Here is a 13,939-nt window from a genome sequence, read left to right as displayed (position 1 = left end):
CATTTTGACTATTTTTTACTCCACTTTGCTCCACCTAAGTTAATTTTACTACACAAAGTCTCTATTTTCTAGTGTTTTAATAAGTTTTCAAAAAATAGGACTAAGGGCCCGAAATTTTTATCCTGAATAAAAAATGTTTTCATAAAATACAATTTTAACCTTCAATATTGACTTTTAGATCAACAACAAAATTTTATAATTCTTTCTTAATGATTTTTTTGTTATGAATTAATAAATTTCTACAACTTTTTTTTAATCTTCATAAGGCCAATGAAATTTTTTCATAAATAATTAAATAAATTTTTTTATAAATAATTAAATAAATTTTTTCACAAAAAAATCGACTATCTCTAGTCGATTTAATCTCTTATTAAATTATTTCTTTCCTACAAAGTAGAAGTCAGAACCCTGACCTAATTTTGAATTAACTCCATAATCAAAACCATGAAGTTCCATTATTGTCTTTACAATATAAAGTCCCAGTCCAGTTCCTATCTCAGGTCTTGTATGGTTGTTGCGAACTCTATAAAACCTATCCCAAATTCCCTTTATATCTTCTTCACTTATTCCTATTCCCTTGTCAATACAATGAAATTCAGTTTTCTTATCATCACCCTTAATAAGTAATTTTATTTCTTTATTAACTGGCGAATAATTTATAGCGTTGTTAATTAAATTATAAATTACCCTGCTTATCTTAGACCTGTCTGCAAGAATTCTCGTGTCACCAGAAACTTCTATCTCAAACTTGTAGTCTGCAAAATCTTTATTAATCTTAAATCTATCTAAGACTTCCTCCAAGGAGTCCTTAAGGTCGTAGTCTTCCTTCTTTATTTCTTCTAAGTTAGACTCAATCTTTGAAAGGTCTAGTAAATCATTTACAAGTGCCGTTAACTTATCTGCCTCACTAATAATTGTATCCAAGTGCTTGTTTCTCAAAACTTCATTAGGTCCAGATATATCCCTTATCATCTCTCCATAGGATTTTATAACTGTGAGTGGAGTCTTCAAGTCATGGCTGACATTAGCAACAAGGTCCTTCCTCATTTCAATTGTCTTTGTAAGTTCATTTTTCGCATAGTTAAGAGTGTTGGAAAGATCATCTATTTCAGTGTACTCGCCCTTTTTGAACTTAACCTTGTAGTCCCCTTTTGCAAGCTCCTTGGCAGTGTTTGACATCCTAACAAGGGGTCTTGAAAGTCTCTTAGATACAAAGTAGGCTGTAATAGATGCAAAAATAAGTGACAAGAAGGAAATTATTATAAGTATTCTCCTTATTACATCAACAGTTGCATCTACTGGCTTTAAAACTGAATTAATGTAGAGGTAATAATCTTCGCCATTAGTTTTGCCAAGATAACCTGCATAAATAATGGAAGGGTCCTTTAGGTTTTCATACCTAACAGTATAAATTTTATAAGTCCTGTTGTCTCTACTTAAGGATCCAAAAAACTTATCAAAGTTTTCCCATATCATCCTTGGTCTTTCTACAAATTCGTCAAATAGTCTTAGGGGGAATACCCAGGCTCCATTTTCATCAAGAACTTTTATCTCAAGTCCCTTAGTATTTGCATAGTTTGAAAGCTTGCTTTCAAAATCTTGTGACTTGTATTCATTCCTAAGTTCATTCCCAACCTTTGTAACTTCACGAATTTTCATAGTTTCGTAAAAACTCGAAAGGAAAACTGTTTGAAAGAGCCAAATAGAAATTAAGATTAGTCCAGCGAAAAAGACAAAGTACTTCCACAGCTTAAAGAGGATGCTGTTTTTGTCTATTTTTATCCTCCTCACTTCTTTAATTTCTCGTATCAAACTTATATCCCACTCCTCTTACTGTAATAATAAATTTTCTGTATTCTTTAATAGAATTTCTAAGCATCTTAATGTGGGTATCCACTGTCCTGTCTTCTCCATAAAAATCATAACCCCAAACCTGGTTTAGGAGTTTGTCACGAGAAAGGGCAATGTTTTTATTTTTAACCATGTAAACTAAGAGGTCATATTCCTTAGGTGTTAAATCAACCATTTCATCATCAACAAATACAACACGACCATCTAAATCAATCTTAAGTCCTTCAAACTCCATAGTCTTATTTTCTTCAACCTTGTTGTGACGATTTACGATAACATTTAGTCTCGCCATAAGTTCCTTTGGGGAGAAGGGTTTTGTAACATAGTCATCTATACCAATTTCAAATCCAAATAATTTATCGTATTCCTCACTTCTTGCAGACAGCATTAAGACAGGAATATTTTTTATTTTTTTTATTTCCTTGTAGGATGAAAAACCATCAAGCCTTGGCATCATTATATCCATGACAATAACATCAAAGTCTTCTTCTTTTACCTTATCTATTGCATCAAGACCGTCTACTGCTTCAACAACTTCATGACCTTCAAACTCTGCGTAGGTTCTTATAACTTCTCTAATGCTTTTTTCATCATCTACTACTAAAATTTTAAACATTTCATCACCAACTTAATTATAATAAGAATTTGTGAATTTTTTATGAAAGCTTTGTTAAGCCTCTTCTTATAAATTCTCGCAACTTTTGATTTTATTATATCAATAAGATAAATTTTTTGTTAGATTCTTTTACTTGCATAGGTGTATCAGACCACTTACCCTCTCTATACAACTGTACACACTATATTTTAAATTCATAACTATTTTTCATAAAAATACCCTCCTTACTGGTTTGTCCAGTAAAGAGGGTACACATCAAATTCATACAGACTAAAATGTTTTATTAAATTATACTATGAATAATTTTTGATCCTGCAATAATAGTTCCAATAGATGAACCTAAGTTAGCAAGTATTACTACTAAGAGAGCCTTCAAAAACTTGTTGTGAATCCATGACTTAAAGTTAAATATGTCATCAGGTATTTTGTTTACGTCCTCAACTGTTGGCTTCTTTAAACTTGCTTCAACTAAACCTGCAAACCATCCACAAGCAAGTACAGGGTTAATTGATGTAAAAGGTGCAGCCACAAAAGCGGTTAATACACTTAAGGGATGTGGAAGACATAAAGCTGTAAAGGCAGCCGCTAAGACTGAATTGAATATAAACCAGGACTTAATTTGAGATAGCCCTGTATTCATACTTTGTTTAAATCCCAAGGCTATTAAAATTACAATAAGGGCTGGTATTATCCAAGGTAACAACTTGCCCATAAAAGATTTTTCTGGAATCTTTTTAAGCTCTTCAATGTCTTGGTCCTTGAAGACTTCTTCTTCAACCCCTGGTGTGTGAGCTGCTCCAAGAATAGCAATGACTTTTTTACCTGGTGCATTCTTAATGTTATAAGCAAGAAACTTGTCCCTTTCATGCAAAAGCGTTGCAGCAATTTGCGGGTAGTCCTTACCCATATCTTCAATAGCAAGTTCAAGATTATCTCTTTCAATTAGTCTCTGAAGGTCTTCTTCAGATACATCTTCATCCTCATCAAGAAACATTAAAGAAAAAAGCAATTTTATTTTTTCAAAAAATCCCATCTTTCTCCATATCCTCATGAAGGTTGTTTGTATGCTCCTATCAGCTAGGACTAAGTTGATTCCCATTTCTTCAGAAGCTTTAATACCTTCCATCATTTCTTGACCTGGCTTTGTCTTTAGTTTTTTTGCAACATTTTTTTGGTATGATGAAAGAATAAGGTTTGCTATTAAAAGTGTAACCTTCTTCTCCTTTATAATATCTATAATATTTGTGTTTTTCCAAGCCTCAGGATTTTTTATATTTTTATACCTTTGGTCGTCAAGCTCAATGCAAATTGAGTCGGGCTTCTCTTCTTTTATAGTTTCCCTAACTAAATTAACACTTTCTTGAGAAACGTGAGCCGTTGGTATTAAAATAATTTCCTTTCCTTGGTAATCTAATCTAATTAATTGATCCTTCATTTTTCTCCTACGTAGAAGTTTTATTCTTTTTCTTCACTAAGGGTGTAGGCTTTTTCATCTACACCCCTATAATAATTTGTGATTAGCTTCTTATCTTCTATTTTTTCTGTCATAAGTATCTTGTCTTTAGATTTAAACTTATTAAGGCCATCTTCATTTTTTATCTCATAGCCCCTTAAATAATTAATTGAAGAGTTTAAAATATCGAGACAAAGAGCATTTAAGATGTCTTCTTCATCTTCTTCTTTGTCCTTGACGTCCTTACTAGCGTTTAAATTTTTATTTTTGGAATTCTTATTTAATCCATAAATATTTTCAGAAACTTCTAAAAGATTGTTTTCTTTTTCTAAAATTTTCTCTTTTTCATCCTTTAACTTTGTCATCTTAGAGGAATCATTTAAGAGAATAGACTTAAGAAGATAATTATCTCCCTTTAATAAGTATTCAACAAGACCAAGGTTTTCAAATCCCTTGATGTTGTGCTTTCCTATGGACCTATTCAAGTCATAAGTGTAATGAGAATCTACAAAAAATGGCATAAGTCTTAAGTTGTCTTCCATATCTTCTCTATTTAAATTCTTATCAATAAAATTACCTCTTAGTGGTGTAAAAGAATTTATTTTGTCCTTTGAAATTTCAAAAAATTTAAATTCTCTATCATTTTGAAAGGGAATTAAAGAATCTCCTAATTCCTTATTAAGGTCTTCTATTTCTGTTGACTTGTTTTGTAAAACATCAAATTTTTCAATTTCTCTTGTTATTACATCTAACTTGGAATTTTTTAAGTTTATTTCTTGGCTGAGATTTTTAATATTCTCCTGAGTCTTATTCCTCTTCTCTATTAGAGAAGAGTTTTCTCTTGTTAAATTAAAGTAGGAAGACTCCATATACCTTAAGTTGGAAAATCCAAGGTAAGATAGTATAAGGCTAAGAATTATAAAGATGAAAGACAAAAAAGATTTTTTATTTTCATTCATTTTTATCACTCTTTTCCAAAGCCCTTATAATGCCATAGTTTTTATAATATTCTGAAACTTTTTCATCTACAAAGTTTTTTAAATAAGCTAACTTTTCTGATGACAAGTCACCAGTCTTAAAGGATTTATTTTCCATTTCCTTGTAGATATTTAATAAGTTGTTAAGATCAACATAAACTTCAGAGAAAGGCACCTTGTCATCCTCTACGAAGTTATAAATACTTGAAGAATATATTGATGCATAGAATACAAATAAGTTTACTTCCTTTGATGGCTTATTTTCTTTTATCAAATAAGAGGCAAATCCATCTAGGTCTTTAAAAAGGCTTTCAATTTCTAAGTCCTTGTAAATATTCTTATTTTTTTCAAGACTTCCTTCTCCACTTATGCTTAAGAAGTCATCTACTATCCTGTCATAATTTTCTTTTTCATAAATATTTGAATTAAAGAAAGCGCCATAAGCCTTTAGCCTTTTTCTAACTTCAGCTTTTATGACTCTATTTTTCTCTTCATAATCTGCTTTAATTTTTTTAATCTCGTCAGATTTATTGGCTTCAAATTGGTATCCATATTTTTCATAGAATTCTTGAGACTTTAAATTAAATTCAATTTCTAAGTCTTCTATTTCTTTGTCATAGGTCTTAGACTTATCTTCCAACGATTGTATCTCTTGTGCTAAAGCTTTATTTTCTGAAATAAGCTTTGTTGAAAATTTTTTATTTGCAAGAGAATACATATAAAATAAAAAAGACAAGACTAGGATACAAAGGGAAAAAATATAGAGAACCTTGTGCCAGTTTTTACTACTCATCTTTCACCTACATTTTTTCAAGAAGAATACTGGCTCCACTTGTCTTTCCATAGTTTTTATCAATGCTCCTAAGAATGATAAAAGATATTATAAAAGATAAAATCCCTGCTATAAGAGACATTAAGTCCTTGTTAGCAAGACCCATCTTATTAAAAATATAATAAGATAAAGAAATTGCTGACATAAATAGGACTAGTGGCAAGCCATAAACTAAAAATTTATAGGAAAGCACTGACTTGTCATTGGTTTTAATCTTAACTAGATCTCCAACTTTTGCAGAAATTGTATTGTTAAACTCAAAGAGCTCTTGTTCAGATTCAGCACACTTTGCATTACAAGATTCACAAGATTCTCCGCAGGCACTTTCTCTAGTAAATTCTACAAATATTTTGTTGTCCTTTTGAGCTCTTACAATGCCAATACTTTCCATAAAATCACCTATTCTTAATCTTCGATTACCTTAATGTGAACTTCTTCTAATTGTTTTTCTGTAAGTCCTGTTGGTGCTCCTGTCAATAGACAAGTTGCAGCTTGAGTTTTAGGGAAGGCTATTACGTCTCTTATGCTCTTAGCACCTGTAAATAACATTACAAGTCTGTCAAGTCCATAAGCAAGTCCTCCATGTGGTGGAGCTCCATACTTAAAGGCTTCTAGAAGGAATCCGAATTTTTCCTTGGCTTCCTCTTCTGATAAGCCTAGTGCTTCAAACATTTTTTCTTGGACTTCTGGGTCGTTAATTCTAATACTTCCTCCACCCATTTCGTCGCCATTTATAACAATGTCATAGGCCTTTGCTCTCGCATTTTCCTTGTCATTTACTAATTTATCCACATCTTCATCAAGGGGACTTGTGAAAGGATGGTGCATAGCAACATATCTTCCTTCCTCTTCATCATATTCAAATAGTGGGAATTCAGTTATCCAAACAAGTTTATAATCATCTTCATCAATTAAGTCCATGTCCCTTGCAATCTTATTACGAAGGTTACCTAGACCACTAAATACAACAGAATTTTTGTCAGCAAGAATTAAAATTAAATCACCTTTTTTTGCATCAAAAGCAGAGATGATTTCTTGCATTGTTTCTTCAGATATAAATTTAGCAATTGGTGAATCAATTTCTTCATCAACCCTTATCCAAGAAAGTCCCATTGCCTTAAAGTCCTTGACAAAGGATTCTAATTTTTTCAATTGTTTTTTGGAATAGAAGTCGCTTCCACCATCAACCTTGATACCTCTAACGCTTTTACCCTTTTCAGTATTTCCTTCAAATACCTTGAAGCCGCAAGCTTTTACTAAATCAGAAATATCTTTTAATTCCATGCCAAATCTAAGGTCTGGTTTATCTACCCCAAACCTATCCATAGCTTCAGAATACTTCATCCTCTTAATAGGAAGTTCGATGTCTGTATTTATGACTTCTTTAAATAATTTTTGAAGAAATCTTTCATTTATTCCCATTACATCTTCTTCGTCAACAAAGCTAAGTTCCATATCAATTTGAGTAAATTCTGGTTGTCTATTTGCTCTTAAATCTTCGTCTCTAAAGCACTTAGTAATTTGGATGTATCTATCCATCCCTGCAACCATTAATAATTGCTTCATTAATTGTGGTGATTGAGGAAGAGCGTAAAATTCACCTGGGTTAACCCTACTTGGGACTAAGTAGTCTCTCGCTCCTTCAGGAGTTGGCTTAGTTAACATAGGAGTTTCAACTTCTATAAATCCATTTTCATAGAAGAAGTCACGAGTAATTTTATAAATCTTTGAACGAGTCATAAGATTTTTTTGCATACTTGGTTTTCTTAAGTCAAGAGTCCTGTACTTAAGTCTCATATTTTCTGCAACATTGTCATTGTCCTTAACATAAATTGGTGGAACTTCAGATTCACTTAAAATTTTAAGTTCCCTAGCTAGGACTTCAACTCTACCAGTTTCTAGGTCTTCATTGATTGAAGATCTCATACGAACTACACCCTTAACAGCAATGACAAACTCTCCACGAAGGTGTGATGCCTTTTCTAAAAGCTCTTTAGATGATGTATCATCAAAAACAATTTGTGCAATCCCGCTTCTATCTCTTAAGTCAACAAAAACTATGGATCCCAGTGACCTTTGCTTTGCCACCCAACCCATTAGGACAACTTCTTTTGAAATCATTTCTTCTGAAATCTCATTACAATAATTTGTCCTCTTGAGATTTCCCATTTTTTCAGCCATATTTCCTCCTAAAAATTAAACTCCAAGCCTCAAATGGTTTGGAGCTTATTCGTTAACATTTTTTATAATCGATTAGCCATTTATATTGTTTTTATTCCATAAAAATCTATTTTAATTATAAAGCAAGGCCTTTCAAAATTCAACTTTAACAGATTCTCTTGTCTATTCTGTGAGAAAAGCCTTTAATATCTTTCACTTTATTTTCTCTCAAAAGTTTTTCTTTTACAAAGCCTGCTCCCTTATCCATACCTTGACAGCCTGCAAGTAGTAATACATCATCTTTATCAAGTAAATCAATTGTATCGTTAATGGACTCTTCAAGGGTGTCATATACTTTGCAAGCAATCTTATTCTTATCTAAAATACTTTTGAAGACTTTTAATTCTTCATCAGTTACCCTGTCCTTTTCTTTAACAGTATCTCTTGATAAAGTTGCAGTAAGTGATTTTGGTTTTAAAATTTTTATCCACTTTACTAATCGTTCTGTAATTTCACGATTAACTTCAACTCCTCTTTTGCCTCTTATGGCATAGAGAATGTTGAGATTTTTATAATCCATTTCCTTTAGAGTTTCCATTGTTGCATCAATATTCTTTTCATTGGCAAAGTGATCATCTAAAATTTTAAATTCTTCATCAAATATTAATTCAAATCTTCTCTCTACTCCCTTAAAATTCTTTAGGGCTCTCTTTATAATTTCTATATCAATCTTTAGACAGAGGGCAATTATTATTGCAATGACAGAATTCATTACTGATGAGTAACCAACTGATCCAAGTTCAATCTCAAATTGAGATTTTTTTAAGATAAAATCTTTTACTTTTATGTCTCTATTTATCTTAAAAATAAATTTTCCCTTACCACTTGAAAGGTCAAGATTTTGGATTCCAAAGTCAGCTTCATTGTTTTCTAAAGAGAAACTAAGAACTTGTGCCCTTGTCTTATCCCTTAGAGAATAAATTTTTTCATCATCTGCATTTAATATTGCAAGGGCATCTTTTTTTGCGTGTCGAATAAGTCTTGATTTAAACCTAAAATAATTTTCAAAGCTTCCATGTTGGTCAATGTGTTCTCTGCCAAGATTATTAAAAGACACAATGTCAAAATCTATATTCTTGTTCCTATATAATTCTTGAGCAGATGAAGAGACTTCCATAGTCACATCGGTTACTCCCTTGTCCTTCATATCCCTAAAATATGATTGAAGAGTTAGGGACTCTGGAGTTGTAAGTACAGATGGAATCATTACATCGGCATATCTTGTTAAGACAGTGCCAATTATCCCAGTATTTCTTTTGTCTTCTTCTAAAATAGAGTTAACCATAAAAGCAGTAGTTGTCTTGCCATTAGTTGCAGTGATACCTATTACATTCATATCTCTTGAAGGATCTCCATAAAAGTTTCTCGCCATATCTGCAAGGGCAATCCTAGAATTTTCAACTCTAATTTGCTTAATATTCTCTTCAGAGTAGTTTTCAACTACAGCAATTTCTGCTCCCTCTTCTTTTGCTTTCTTTATAAACCTGTGACCATCTGTGACATAGCCTTTTATGGCAACAAAAATACCGCCCTCAACTACATCGTCTGTGTGAAAGGCGATATTTTTTATTTCTATTTCTTTATCTATTTCAAAATTTGCATCAATAATATCTAAATTATTTAAAATTTTTTCTAATTTCAAGATTATCTTCTCCTTAGAAAGTCTTCAAGGTTTTTAGAATTTAAATTCCTCTCAAACTTTCCCTTCTCATTTAAAACCTTTGTGCTTGCACCTAGACCAAAACCAATAATGTTTTCAAGTTCTTCCATCATAACAATATTATAAATTGAGGCATGACCCTTCTTTGCATATCCAATATTCTCTGATGAAATTACAGATTTTTTCTGCCTGTAGAGATAATAGGGCTCATAATTATTTTCCATTAAAAGTTCCTTCGATTCTTCCAGAAGATTTCCAAAGTCTTCATCATTGTGGTAGGAATTTTCAAAAAGCTTTGATCCATTCTTAAGAGCTAGGGTATGAAGAGTTATATTTTCTGGAGAAAAATTAATTGCCTTCTTTATAGAATCAATAATACTTTCTTTATCTTCTCCAGGAAGACCCATAATCAAATCCATATTTATAGTTTCGAAATCAAGCTCCCTTGCCTTATCAAACCAAAATCCAAAATCTTTATTTGAAACCCTATTTAATTTATTTATTACCTCTCCATTAAAAGTTTGCGGATTAAGAGAAATCCTATTAACTCCCTTGTCCTTTAGCATCTTTAAAGTATCAAGGCTCAAGCTATCAATACGCCCACATTCAACAGTAAACTCTCTCGTGTGACCAAACTTATTAATAAGTGCATCAATAATTTTTTCCAAGTTTTCTAAGCCAATTGAAGTTGGAGTTCCCCCTCCAATATAAATTGAATTAGGCTCCTTAGAAAATTCAAGCTCGTAAGAATTTATATCATTGATTAAATTTTTGGTATATAAATCCATCTTTCCCTTGTTCTCTATTGTTGTATCAAAGGAACAATATAGACACCTTGATGGGCAAAAGGGTATGTGAACATAGACATTATAATTACTAAATTTAGAGTTAAGTCTAAGGGCTTCTTGATTTTTATAAATCTTATATAAAAACTTCCCTTCGCCACTTCCTATCCTGTACTTGTCCCATAAAATTTTAAGGGACTCATCATAGGAAGAGCCCTCAAAAACTTTTGAAATAAGTTTTAAGGGCCTCACTCCAGTTAGGATTCCAAAGCTTGAAGCAAAATTTTTTTCCTTAGAAAACAAGTCAAATAAATATCTCTTTATAGTGAAGTGAGCTTTTTCATCATGAAGTCTAAGCCTTTCACTAGCATTTATCTTGTCTCCAAAAATGCTAATAAAAATAATTTGGTCTTCAATTTTTATTTTAATGTTAAAGTTTAAATCTTTGTAATCTTTAGGAAGCTTCATCCTAAAAAATTCAAAAATTGACTTCTTTAAACCTTGACTTTCATTTTCTATCTTAATCATACTTGTCTAAGATAAGGGTTAGTCATTTTCTCATAGGACATTTGTGACTCAGGACCGTGACCTGATAGGACATAAATCTCATCGTCAAGTTTTTTCAGTTTCTTTAAAGACTCAACCATTAGACTATGGTCTGACTCTGGGAAGTCAGTCCTTCCTATTGAACCATTAAAAAGTGTGTCACCTGCAAATAAATAATTTTCAAATAAATAGCAAACTGATCCAAGAGTATGGCCTGGTGTTTCAATAACTTTAATAGTGCCTCCTGAAAAAGGAATTTCATCACCATCTTTTACGAAAACATCTACATCAGCTGCTTCAATTTGCATACCAAAGGCAGAAGCTCTAACTTCCTTTGGGCTTTCTAAGAAGGCCCTATCTTTTTTTGAAAGATAAACTGGAGCCTTGTATTTTTCCACAAGAGCAGCAACAGCACCTACATGATCAAAGTGACCATGAGTTAACAAAATATATTTTATATTTAATGAATTCTTCTCAATGGCTTCAATTATATTTTCACTTGATCCACCTGGGTCAACCACAAAGGCATCCTTGTTTTCATCAAAAAGGATAAAGCAATTTTCTTGTAATTGCCCAACAACTAACTTCATAATTTTATATTCCATTATTTCACCTAAAATTCCTTGTTTGAATCCAATAAAATAGTAACTGGTCCATCATTAATAAGTTCCACATCCATATCTGCACCATATTCACCAACAGAAACCTTAATATCTAACTTTTTCATCTCTTCAATGAATTTTTCATAAAGAACTATTCCGTCGTCAAACTTAGCCGACCTAATGTAAGAAGGTCTATTGCCCTTTCTGGCATCTCCATAAAGGGTAAATTGACTTACAACTAAAATTTCAAGACCATAATCAAGAAGCGACTTATTCATAACCCCTTCTTCGTCATCAAAAATTCTCAGTTTACTTACTTTTTTTATAATATAGTCTAAGTCATTTTCGTCATCATTAACTTCTATACCAAGTAAAAGCATAATTCCCTTGTCAATTTTAGAAATTAATTTTCCATCAACAGATACACTTGCTCTTTTTACTCTTTGAACTACTCCACGCATTTTATCACGCCTTTATCCTGTAAACTTCAAGGACATTGTTTATCCTCTTTAGTTTTTCCATTAGTCTTTCAAGTTCTTCACTGTCAGTTATTTCAACAGTAATATCTATGACAGCATCCCCATTTTTTACAACTTTTGCATTTAAATAGGACATACTAAGCTTTGAGTCATTTACCCTACTTGCAATATCAGCTATAACATTAGGTTTATCAAAGGCCCTAATTTCAATAGAAGCACTGTAACTTGTTGAATTTGAATTTTCCCACTTAACTTCTACAAGTCTTTCTGGGTCAACATTATTTTGTAGGTTTTTGCAGTCCTTTCTGTGAACTGAAATGCCCCTTCCAATAGTTATATAACCAATAATTTCGTCTCCAGGGACTGGTGTACAACATTTTGCAATCCTAACATTTACACCATCAACACCCTTGACTTCAATCCCTTGGTTGTTATATCTCCTCTTAGATTCAACAATTTCTTCAATGGCTTTTTCGTCTTTCTTATAATGCTTATTATAAATATCTTGCAACTTTGCAGTTACTTGGGCAGTAGTTATACTTCCAAAGCCAACTGCTGCATACATTTCATCAAGACTAAGCATATTTAATTTTTCTTTTACTTCTTCTAACCAATCATCACGCAAAATCTTGTGAGTTTCGTAACCAAGCTTCTTTACTTCCCTATCAATGGCATCTCGTCCTCTTTCAATATTCTTTTCCTTGTCTTTAATCTTGAAGTATTGCAAGATTTTTTTACGAGCTTGAGGACTCTTGACAATTTTTAACCAGTCAAGAGATGGGCTTGTATTTGGATTTGTTATGACATCAACTATGTTACCACTTTGTAGGGTGTAATTAAGTGGTACAATCCTACCATTAACCTTAGCACCTACGCAGGTGTTACCAACTTGGGAGTGAATTCTGTAGGCAAAGTCAATTGGAGTTGAACCTTCTGGTAGGTTTATAACATCTCCCCTTGGAGTAAATACAAAGACCTCATCAGCGAAGAAGTCAATCTTTAGGGTATCCATGAAGTCTCCTGGATCATTTAAATCCTTTTGCCATTCCAGCAATTGTCTAAGCCAAGTCAAGTTTTCATCAAAAGCTGTTTCTTTAGAAACTCCTGCCTTGTACTTCCAGTGGGCAGCGATACCATATTCAGCAGTTTGATGCATTTCATAAGTCCTAATTTGAACTTCAAAAGTCTCTCCATTGTTGTCGATAACAGTTGTATGAAGAGATTGGTACTTGTTGGGTTTAGGCATGGCTATATAATCCTTAAACCTGCCTGGTATTGGTTTAAAGAGTGTATGAACAACACCTAAAGCACCATAACAATCTTTTACAGAGTGAGTCAAAATTCTTACTGCAGAAAGGTCATAAATTTCATCAAAAACCTTTCCTTTTTTCTTCATTTTCTTATAAATTGAGTAAAAGTTCTTTGGTCTTCCCTTAATTTCACACTCAATTCCAACATTTTTTAGGTTTTCTTCAAGTTGTTTTATAATATGGTTGATTAAATCTTCTCTTTCATTTCTCCTCTTGTTGACCATATCTACCAATTCATAGTAACCTTTTTCATCAAGATACCTAAGTGAAAGATCTTCAAGTTCCCACTTAATCCTGCTCATACCAAGTCTATCAGCTATTGGTGCATAAATTTCAACAGTTTCTTTTGCCTTTTCAATCTTTTTGGCATCAGTCATATACTCAAGAGTTCTCATATTGTGAAGTCTATCAGCCAATTTAACAATAATAACCCTGATGTCCTTTGCCATGGCAAGAACCATTTTTCTTATATTTTCAGCTTGTTTTTCTTCCTTATTTTTGTAATTTAATTTCTTTAACTTTGTAACCCCATCAACAAGCTCGGCAATTTCCTCCCCAAATTCTTTTTTTACATCTTCGAGAGTTACATCTGTATCTTCTACAACATC

The 13,939-nt window shown here is 32.3% G+C and carries 12 protein-coding genes; all 12 read right to left on the bottom strand.

The window, feature by feature from the left end; genetic code table 11:
* Positions 1 to 375: 375 nt before the first annotated feature.
* Positions 376 to 1,812 carry a sensor histidine kinase gene (locus HMPREF1864_RS01775; protein WP_062571128.1) on the bottom strand — a complete coding sequence of 479 codons (1,437 nt, stop codon included), beginning with the start codon at positions 1,810 to 1,812 and terminating at the stop codon, positions 376 to 378.
* Positions 1,796 to 2,467, bottom strand: a complete 672-nt coding sequence (locus HMPREF1864_RS01770; RefSeq protein ID WP_062571127.1) for a response regulator transcription factor — start codon at positions 2,465 to 2,467, stop codon at positions 1,796 to 1,798. Before HMPREF1864_RS01770 ends, HMPREF1864_RS01775 begins: the two co-directional genes overlap by 17 nt.
* A 283-nt stretch (positions 2,468 to 2,750) precedes the next feature.
* Complete coding sequence (locus HMPREF1864_RS01765) at positions 2,751 to 3,902, bottom strand: TraB/GumN family protein (RefSeq protein ID WP_062571126.1); 1,152 nt, start codon at positions 3,900 to 3,902, stop codon at positions 2,751 to 2,753.
* Between the two features lie 20 nt (positions 3,903 to 3,922).
* Positions 3,923 to 4,879, bottom strand: a complete 957-nt coding sequence (locus HMPREF1864_RS01760; RefSeq protein WP_062571125.1) for a hypothetical protein — start codon at positions 4,877 to 4,879, stop codon at positions 3,923 to 3,925.
* On the bottom strand, positions 4,872 to 5,690 hold the full coding sequence (locus HMPREF1864_RS01755; protein WP_062571124.1) for an OmpH family outer membrane protein: 819 nt from the start codon (positions 5,688 to 5,690) through the stop codon (positions 4,872 to 4,874). The genes HMPREF1864_RS01760 and HMPREF1864_RS01755 overlap by 8 nt, the downstream gene beginning before the upstream one ends.
* A 7-nt stretch (positions 5,691 to 5,697) precedes the next feature.
* The gene (locus HMPREF1864_RS01750; protein ID WP_062571123.1) at positions 5,698 to 6,120 is read right to left on the bottom strand and encodes a SoxR reducing system RseC family protein; all 423 of its coding nucleotides are present in this window, start codon (positions 6,118 to 6,120) and stop codon (positions 5,698 to 5,700) included.
* 14 nt (positions 6,121 to 6,134) lie between these two features.
* Positions 6,135 to 7,910: an aspartate--tRNA ligase gene (gene aspS / locus HMPREF1864_RS01745; RefSeq protein WP_062571122.1), complete on the bottom strand. Its 1,776-nt coding sequence runs from the start codon at positions 7,908 to 7,910 to the stop codon at positions 6,135 to 6,137.
* Between the two features lie 145 nt (positions 7,911 to 8,055).
* Positions 8,056 to 9,591: a Mur ligase family protein gene (locus HMPREF1864_RS01740; RefSeq protein ID WP_062571121.1), complete on the bottom strand. Its 1,536-nt coding sequence runs from the start codon at positions 9,589 to 9,591 to the stop codon at positions 8,056 to 8,058.
* A 2-nt stretch (positions 9,592 to 9,593) separates the two neighbouring features.
* Positions 9,594 to 10,922 (bottom strand): coproporphyrinogen dehydrogenase HemZ, encoded by a 1,329-nt coding sequence (gene hemZ, locus HMPREF1864_RS01735; RefSeq protein ID WP_062571120.1) that lies wholly within the window; start codon positions 10,920 to 10,922, stop codon positions 9,594 to 9,596.
* Positions 10,919 to 11,545, bottom strand: coding sequence for an MBL fold metallo-hydrolase (locus tag HMPREF1864_RS01730; protein WP_062571119.1), 627 nt, complete (start codon positions 11,543 to 11,545; stop codon positions 10,919 to 10,921). The genes hemZ and HMPREF1864_RS01730 overlap by 4 nt, the downstream gene beginning before the upstream one ends.
* An 8-nt stretch (positions 11,546 to 11,553) precedes the next feature.
* Positions 11,554 to 12,003, bottom strand: coding sequence for a D-aminoacyl-tRNA deacylase (gene dtd / locus HMPREF1864_RS01725; protein ID WP_062571118.1), 450 nt, complete (start codon positions 12,001 to 12,003; stop codon positions 11,554 to 11,556).
* A 4-nt stretch (positions 12,004 to 12,007) separates the two neighbouring features.
* Positions 12,008 to 13,939 (bottom strand): RelA/SpoT family protein (locus tag HMPREF1864_RS01720; RefSeq protein WP_062571117.1); only part of this gene is annotated, 1,932 nt, incomplete at its 5' end.

It is taken from the genome of Peptoniphilus sp. DNF00840 (assembly GCF_001553125.1).
Classification (GTDB): Bacteria; Bacillota; Clostridia; order Tissierellales; family Peptoniphilaceae; genus Peptoniphilus_A; species Peptoniphilus_A vaginalis.
The sequence above is the reverse complement of the archived record's forward strand: the minus strand, read 5'-3'. Positions and strand labels throughout refer to the sequence as shown.

Bases quoted from the DNA above. Each gene is read 5' to 3' on its own strand.
- HMPREF1864_RS01770 (WP_062571127.1), bottom strand. From the start codon at position 2,467: ATGTTTAAAATTTTAGTAGTAGATGATGAAAAAAGCATTAGAGAAGTT.
- HMPREF1864_RS01765 (WP_062571126.1), bottom strand. From the start codon at position 3,902: ATGAAGGATCAATTAATTAGATTAGATTACCAAGGAAAGGAAATTATT.
- HMPREF1864_RS01760 (WP_062571125.1), bottom strand. From the start codon at position 4,879: ATGAATGAAAATAAAAAATCTTTTTTGTCTTTCATCTTTATAATTCTT.
- HMPREF1864_RS01755 (WP_062571124.1), bottom strand. From the start codon at position 5,690: ATGAGTAGTAAAAACTGGCACAAGGTTCTCTATATTTTTTCCCTTTGT.
- HMPREF1864_RS01750 (WP_062571123.1), bottom strand. From the start codon at position 6,120: ATGGAAAGTATTGGCATTGTAAGAGCTCAAAAGGACAACAAAATATTT.
- aspS (WP_062571122.1), bottom strand. From the start codon at position 7,910: ATGGCTGAAAAAATGGGAAATCTCAAGAGGACAAATTATTGTAATGAG.
- hemZ (WP_062571120.1), bottom strand. From the start codon at position 10,922: ATGATTAAGATAGAAAATGAAAGTCAAGGTTTAAAGAAGTCAATTTTT.
- HMPREF1864_RS01730 (WP_062571119.1), bottom strand. From the start codon at position 11,545: ATGGAATATAAAATTATGAAGTTAGTTGTTGGGCAATTACAAGAAAAT.
- dtd (WP_062571118.1), bottom strand. From the start codon at position 12,003: ATGCGTGGAGTAGTTCAAAGAGTAAAAAGAGCAAGTGTATCTGTTGAT.